We start from the raw sequence: 6,211 nt of genomic DNA, 5'->3' as shown, positions 1-6,211 counted from the left end.
CCCCCATGGCGATATCCACTGGAAAGCCGTGGATGGGGCTTGTGATTGAAGTTATTCCAATATCCTCTGACGGGGGGAGACCAGTTGCACCCCTCGGCGCCCATGCACCCGCCGTACCGCTGGACGCACCGCCCGCATCTTCGAAGCCTGATGGCGTCTCAAGCTCGCTACGCTCTCGTGCGAGCCAAAAAAGAAGTATAGAGCGTGATTCAATCCCGCGCAGAGCGCGGAAAACCCCTGCCAACCCAAAAAGGGTTAGTATCACTCCACCGGCACGAACTTCGTGCCGTAGTGGATGGTGCCGCTCTCGCCGTCCGCCGCCACCCGGCGGAAGACACTTTTGACCCGCATCCCGATCTTCGCCTCTTCGGGGAGGCAGGCGACCTGGGTGGTGAGCCTCGGCCCCTCGTCGAGTGCTATGATCGCAAGGACATACGGGGTGGTGTGATCGAACTGGTCGCTCGCCGACCGTATCACCGTGTAGGTGACGACCGTTCCCTCGCCGGTGAACTTGTGGTCGACGATCTTGCCGCTCCGCCGGCAATCGGGGCAGAGCGACCGGGGCGGGAAGAAGTGCCGCCCGCAGGTCGTGCACTGCGTCCCGATGAGGTTGTAGCGCTGCGGGATCTTTCTCCAGAACCGTGAAACCGACATTGTTAGGCCCCCAGGATGTGCACGACGACCGTCGCGCCGGTGCCGCCCACGTTGTGGGCCATACCGATCTCCGCATCCACCTGCCGGGCCCCGGCCTCGCCGCGGAGCTGGCTGACGATCTCGTAGATCTGCTTGATCCCCGTCGCACCGACCGGGTGGCCGCAGGCCTTCAGGCCGCCGCTCGTGTTCACCGGGATCTCCCCGCCGAGGGCGGTCGCCCCTTCCGCGGTGAGTCTCCCCGCCTCGCCCTTCCTGCAGAACCCGAGGTCCTCGATCGCACAGATCTCGGTGATCGTGAAGCAGTCGTGGACCTCCAGCATATCGATGTCTTTGTGGGTAAGATCCGCCTGGGCGAACGCCCGCTTCCCCGCCGCCACGGAGGCGTCCAGGGTGGAGATGTCCCGCCGGTCGTGGAGCGCGATGGTGTCGCTCGCCTGGGCGCTTGCAAGCACCCGCACCGGCGAGTCGGTAAACTCACGGGCACGTTCGAGCGGCACAACCACGACCGCCGCCGCACCGTCGGTGATCGGCGAGCAGTCGAAGAGCCGCAGGGGGTCGGCGACCAGCGAGGAGTTCAGCACCGTGTCGACCGTGATCCTGTTCCTGAACTGGGCGATCGGGTTCTTTGCGCCGTTCTCGTGGTTCTTCACCGCGACCTGTGCGAGCTGCTCCCGGGTGAGGGGGTAGCGGTGCATGTAGTCGGTTGCGATCATGGCGTAGAGCCCGGGAAAGGTCGCTCCGGCGAACCCTTCCCACTCGCGGTCCGCGGCGCTCGCGAGCATGTCCACGCTCGCCCCGGTCCCGACATCGGTCATCTTCTCGACGCCCGCGGCGACGACGATATCCTCCATGCCGCTTGCGACCGCGATGACCGCCTGCCGGAAGGCAAGCCCGCCGGAGGCGCAGGCCGCCTCCACCCGGGTCGAGGGGACGTGGTTGGTCGCGAGCCCGGCATAGTCCGCAATCAGGGCGCCGATGTGCTCCTGCTCGACGAACCGCCCGGCGCTCATGTTCCCCACGTAGAGGGCGTCGATGTTCTCGCCGGTGACCCCGGCATCCTCGAGCGCCAGCGCCCCCGCCTTGACGAAGAGGTCGCGGAACGAGGTGCCCCAGTGCTCCCCGAACTCCGTGCACCCGACTCCGATTACTGCTACGTCTCTCATTTCTGCATCACGATCTTTCCCTTGTGTTTGGCATACAGTGCATAGTCCAGGTAGGTCGGGTTTGCGAGCAGCTTCTCAACGGTCGGCGCCGCCGTCCGGTCGAACTCAGCGGAGTCGATGGCATCGGTCACCGTGATGTCGAAGGCGTCGCTCCCCGCTCCTGACCCGAACGAGGTGACGAAGATCCTCTCACCGGGTTTCGCCACGTCGAGCGTAGCGGCAAGCCCGATCATCGATGCCCCCGAGTAGGTGTTGCCGAGCCTCGGGACGACGAGGCCGGGCCGGATCTGCTCGTCGGTAAACCCGAGCATCTTCGCCACCCGCTGCGGGAACTTCGCGTTGGGCTGGTGGAAGACGGCGTAATCGTAGTCCTTCGGGCCCGTGCCTGCCGCATCGAGCATCAGCCGGGCGGCGCCCTGAACGTGTCTGAAGTAGCCGGGATCACCGGTGAACCGTCCGCCGTGGCGGGGGTAGTTCTGTCCTTCACGCCGCCAGAAGTCGGGCGTGTCGGTGGTGTAGGAGCAGGTTCGGTTGATATCGGCGATGGTGTCCCCGTCACCGATGACGAACGCCGCCCCGCCGGCCGCCGCCGTGTACTCGAGGGCGTCGCCGGGAGCGCCCTGCGCCACGTCCGCACCGATGGCGATCCCGAACGGGATCATCCCGCTCTTGACCATGCCCATGCAGGTCTGGATGCCCGCCGTTCCCGCTTTGCAGGCGAACTCGTAGTCTGCGGCGGTCATGTTGGGGGTCGCCCCGATCGCCTCGCCGACCGTGCAGGCCGTGGGCTTGACCGCGTAGGGGTGCGACTCGCTTCCAACGTAGATGGCCCCGATTGCTTCGGTGTCGACGGTCCTTCGCCGGAGGGCGGCACGGGCCGCCTCGACGGCGATCGTTGCGGTATCCTCATCGAGATCGGGGACGGACTTCTCAAAAACACCGAGTCCCCGGGTGATGTCGTCTGCGTTGGCGCCCCATACCCGGGCGATCTCCGGGACTTTTATCCGGTATCGCGGGATGTAGACGCCGTACGAATAAATGCCTACCATGACTTTCCTCGTAGTGAACTGATGATCGTCTCGACATCCATCTCAGTGCAGAGTACGCTGATCCGGTCACGCTCCGCAAGGCCCGGGATCAGCGGGTGCACCTGCTCCGGGCTGATGCCCTGCAGAACCACGCAGCGGGGCTTGAACGGCGTGACCCGGATCGCCACCATGGGGGATTTCCCGGTCGAGACTTCGGTGAAGATGAGGGCACGCTCCGTGCTCCAGCCGTAAATGCGGTTGAACTCGCTCGAAGAGAGCTGGAGGATCGCATTGAGGCTGTTGATCACCGTATACCCGTAGATGGCCTGGTCCGTCGGACCGCAGAGCGTGACGGCGTCGATGGCCGCTGCGAAATCCGACAGGCTCACGGGAGACGCATACTCGTGGATGTCGTAGATGACGTCTTCGTCGAACTCACTGTACAGAATTTTTGCAAATTTGTTGATGAACTGACCGCCGTTGTCCTCGTCGATCGAGAGGATCGTATCAACGATCTTGCCGACGATGGCGGTGCCTGGACTTTTTCGTCGTCCGCTTTCGTAATCGCTGATAACTGAGGGAGAGACCTCGAGACGCTCGGCGAGCAGTCCCTGGGGGATGTTGAAGCTCTGCCGCCACTTCTTGAGAGCCTGTCCCGGTGAGTCCGAGAGTGTGATTTCTCCTGCCATTTTCTCGGCAAGCTGATGCCGCACTCCGGATTTCATGCAGGTACTGTCAACACCTCGACTTAAAAAATTAGCGTATGCCACTTCGACATTTCACGAAGCCCCTCTGTTCGGGATCGTTGCACAACTCGTATATAGTATGCATCTCAATTATGGTATAATGGTTGAAGCGGAAGACCTGCAGTCCTTGAAGACGATCGCCCTGCTCGGCGGTTGCCGGGCCCCGATCGGGCTCTCGTCGCAGTCGCTCGGAAATGTTCTGGGCCTCAGCCCGCAGACAGCATCGCGGCGCCTGATCGCGCTTGAGCGGCAGCAGTTCATCGTACGGTCGATGAAGCCCGAAGGCCAGTATGTCGCCGTCACCCGGGAGGGCGAGCAGGCGCTGAAGCGGGAGTATGCGGATTACGTCCGGATATTCAACCCGGAACGCAGGCAGTATACCCTGACCGGGATCGTGATCAGCGGACTCGGGGAAGGGCGCTACTACATGAGCATCCCCCACTACAAGGAGCAGTTCGGCGCATGCCTCGGGTTCGAACCCTTCCCCGGGACCCTGAACATCAGGCTCGATGCGGCGAGCATTGAGGTCCGCAAGCAGCTCGACCATGCCGGGTGGATTGATGTTCCCGGGTTTACCGCGGATGAACGTACGTTCGGCGGCGCCCGGGTGCTCCCCTGCAGGATCAGGGGTCACAAATGCGCGATAGTCGAGCCCTCCCGCACCCACTACCCGGAGGATATCGTCGAGGTCATCGCCGGATGCGAACTCCGCAAAGCCCTGAACCTGAACGATAACGATACGATCGAGGTGGAGATTACCCATGATTGATGCAGCCATACAGGCCCTCGCGAGGGGCGAATTTGTTCTGTTGTACGACTTTGACAACCGGGAGCGCGAGACGGATTTCGCGATCCGCTCGGACGCCGTCACGCCCGCCCACATCCGGCAGATGCGTAAAGACGGCGGCGGATTGATCTGCACGGCGGTGCACCCCGAGGCCGCAAAGCGGCTCGGCCTGCCGTTTGCACACGATGTCCTGCGTGCCTGCAGCCTCGTCGAGAAGGACGGCGAGGTCCCGTACGATCCAAAGAACCATTCGTCGTTCTCCCTCTGGGTGAATCACCGGGAGACCTATACCGGGGTCACGGACAGGGACCGCGCCCTGACGGTCACCGCCGTCGCACAGGAGGTGCAACGGTCGCTCAACGGCGGCGGGCACGACTTTGCCGCACATTTCCGGACGCCCGGCCATATGGCACTTCTCCGGGCTGCCGACCGGCTGCTCGACGAGCGGCGGGGGCAGACCGAACTCTCGATCGCGCTTGCCACGATGGCCAACATCACCCCTGCGGTCACGATCTGCGAGATGCTGGACGACGAGACGGGGTTTGCCCTCCAGAAAGAAGATGCGATGGAGTATGCGAGGAAGCACGGGCTCGTCTTCGTCGAGGGGAAAGACGTTCTGGACCGGTGGAAGTCCCGAAGGCCGGAAGAATAACAAATATCTCTTTTTAGCCCCGCAAGCCCGCAGGATCGCGTCCTGAAATATGTCGGGAAGGTCTTTTGACACATCGCCGGTGGAGAGCAGGAATATGCACGGGACTCCCCGGCATGCCGCAAAATGGCGTTGCGCATGAGTTTTCAAAAACAATATATACGATTGTACGGCACCATAGACGGATGAAAAAAGATGCTGTGGCATACTTGAATACGAGAAAGAAGGGGGATTTCGCAGCACAGAAGAGTGAGGTGGAGAACTATTGTAAATATCGGTTTCAGATTGTTGAAATCTTCCATGACCACCGGGCGAATGCAACCCCTCCGGAGAAGCGGAAGGGCTTTATGGATATGCTGGATTACTGCGCCGCCAATAACTGCCCCGACATCATCATCTACGATCTCGCCGGGCTTACCAGGGATATGGATGCCGGTCTTGCAACCCTCAAAATTCTGAACGATAAATACACGGTATACTGCGTGAATAACGATTTCTTCGGGTTCCGGGACGATCCCGAACAGAGAAGAGAGGCAATCGGAAACTTCGTCGCGTATATGGAGCGATACCGGGAGAGCGCCCGGAAGGCTGCCCCCCCCGTCTCGAAGAAGACAAAGAAAGAGGACGGGCGCCCCATCGGGAGGCCGAAGGCGCTCAACGAGGGGCAGGTCGAGGCTCTCCTCACGGTACGGCAGGCCGGGACGAGCATCAGCCAGATTTGTCGGATGTTCGACGTCAGCAGGAGCACGGTCAGCAAGATCCTCGCGGACTACCCCGAACTGAAGGGGGAGTGGAAGGGGGCCCGGCAGGAGCCGGGGGAGTGATCCCTCTATTCCGGCTCCTCCTGATCGTTGTGCCTCTCCGTTATCCGCGACTCGATCCGGGTATCTACGGGGAAAGAGCGGTGCCATAACAAACATCCTGCCTCAAAAAGACGCAGGACTTCACGAACAGAGATTATACTCGCATACTGTGCCGTAACGTGAAGTTATTATCTTCACCCGCCGGGTATGCGACATCATCCTGCAGGGTGAGTAGTCGCCGCCGGATCTCACGCAATCAACGTTTGGGGTGAATTCAAAAGAGTCATAACAACGCAGACCGAATCTCCTGTCTGGATGGAGTCTCCTCACGCAGTCCTTGAACGATACTATGGATATTCTGGCTTTGTTGAATTCCTCCAG

The 6,211-nt window shown here is 61.5% G+C and carries 8 protein-coding genes; 3 read left to right on the top strand and 5 right to left on the bottom strand.

Annotation, left to right across the window (positions count from 1 at the left end; all coding sequences use genetic code 11):
* Window positions 1-261: 261 nt before the first annotated feature.
* Genes BRA62_RS09260 through BRA62_RS09245 form a run of 4 tightly spaced genes read right to left on the bottom strand, consistent with a single transcriptional unit; the run spans window position 262 to window position 3,570 of the window.
* Entirely contained in the window at window positions 262-654 is a 393-nt protein-coding gene (locus BRA62_RS09260; RefSeq protein ID WP_292366284.1) for a Zn-ribbon domain-containing OB-fold protein, read from the bottom strand.
* 2 nt (window positions 655-656) lie between these two features.
* Window positions 657-1,817: a thiolase domain-containing protein gene (locus BRA62_RS09255; protein ID WP_292366283.1), complete on the bottom strand. Its 1,161-nt coding sequence runs from the start codon at window positions 1,815-1,817 to the stop codon at window positions 657-659.
* Window positions 1,814-2,866: a hydroxymethylglutaryl-CoA synthase gene (locus BRA62_RS09250; RefSeq protein WP_292366282.1), complete on the bottom strand. Its 1,053-nt coding sequence runs from the start codon at window positions 2,864-2,866 to the stop codon at window positions 1,814-1,816. The genes BRA62_RS09255 and BRA62_RS09250 overlap by 4 nt, the downstream gene beginning before the upstream one ends.
* Window positions 2,860-3,570, bottom strand: a complete 711-nt coding sequence (locus BRA62_RS09245; RefSeq protein WP_292366281.1) for a helix-turn-helix domain-containing protein — start codon at window positions 3,568-3,570, stop codon at window positions 2,860-2,862. The genes BRA62_RS09250 and BRA62_RS09245 overlap by 7 nt, the downstream gene beginning before the upstream one ends.
* A gap of 121 nt (window positions 3,571-3,691) precedes the next feature.
* Here BRA62_RS09245 and BRA62_RS09240 point away from each other — a divergent pair, with 121 nt between their 5' ends.
* From BRA62_RS09240 to BRA62_RS09230, 3 genes are all read left to right on the top strand, one after another.
* Window positions 3,692-4,360: a DUF120 domain-containing protein gene (locus tag BRA62_RS09240; RefSeq protein WP_292366280.1), complete on the top strand. Its 669-nt coding sequence runs from the start codon at window positions 3,692-3,694 to the stop codon at window positions 4,358-4,360.
* Window positions 4,353-5,030 carry a 3,4-dihydroxy-2-butanone-4-phosphate synthase gene (ribB, locus tag BRA62_RS09235; protein WP_292366279.1) on the top strand — a complete coding sequence of 226 codons (678 nt, stop codon included), beginning with the start codon at window positions 4,353-4,355 and terminating at the stop codon, window positions 5,028-5,030. The genes BRA62_RS09240 and ribB overlap by 8 nt, the downstream gene beginning before the upstream one ends.
* 182 nt (window positions 5,031-5,212) lie before the next feature.
* Window positions 5,213-5,851: a recombinase family protein gene (locus tag BRA62_RS09230; protein ID WP_292366278.1), complete on the top strand. Its 639-nt coding sequence runs from the start codon at window positions 5,213-5,215 to the stop codon at window positions 5,849-5,851.
* Window positions 5,852-5,971: 120 nt separating this feature from the next.
* Here the strand turns inward: BRA62_RS09230 and BRA62_RS09225 are convergent.
* The coding region (locus BRA62_RS09225; RefSeq protein ID WP_292366277.1) for a hypothetical protein at window positions 5,972-6,211 on the bottom strand (240 nt) is incomplete at its 5' end.

The sequence above is a fragment of the Methanoculleus sp. UBA208 genome (genome assembly GCF_002498065.1).
Classification (GTDB): Archaea; Halobacteriota; Methanomicrobia; order Methanomicrobiales; family Methanoculleaceae; genus Methanoculleus.
This window is presented reverse-complemented; position numbering and strand designations above follow the sequence as displayed.

Bases quoted from the DNA above. Each gene is read 5' to 3' on its own strand.
- BRA62_RS09230 (WP_292366278.1), top strand. From the start codon at position 5,213: ATGAAAAAAGATGCTGTGGCATACTTGAATACGAGAAAGAAGGGGGAT.
- BRA62_RS09260 (WP_292366284.1), bottom strand. From the start codon at position 654: ATGTCGGTTTCACGGTTCTGGAGAAAGATCCCGCAGCGCTACAACCTC.
- BRA62_RS09240 (WP_292366280.1), top strand. From the start codon at position 3,692: ATGGTTGAAGCGGAAGACCTGCAGTCCTTGAAGACGATCGCCCTGCTC.
- BRA62_RS09250 (WP_292366282.1), bottom strand. From the start codon at position 2,866: ATGGTAGGCATTTATTCGTACGGCGTCTACATCCCGCGATACCGGATA.
- ribB (WP_292366279.1), top strand. From the start codon at position 4,353: ATGATTGATGCAGCCATACAGGCCCTCGCGAGGGGCGAATTTGTTCTG.
- BRA62_RS09255 (WP_292366283.1), bottom strand. From the start codon at position 1,817: ATGAGAGACGTAGCAGTAATCGGAGTCGGGTGCACGGAGTTCGGGGAG.
- BRA62_RS09245 (WP_292366281.1), bottom strand. From the start codon at position 3,570: ATGAAATCCGGAGTGCGGCATCAGCTTGCCGAGAAAATGGCAGGAGAA.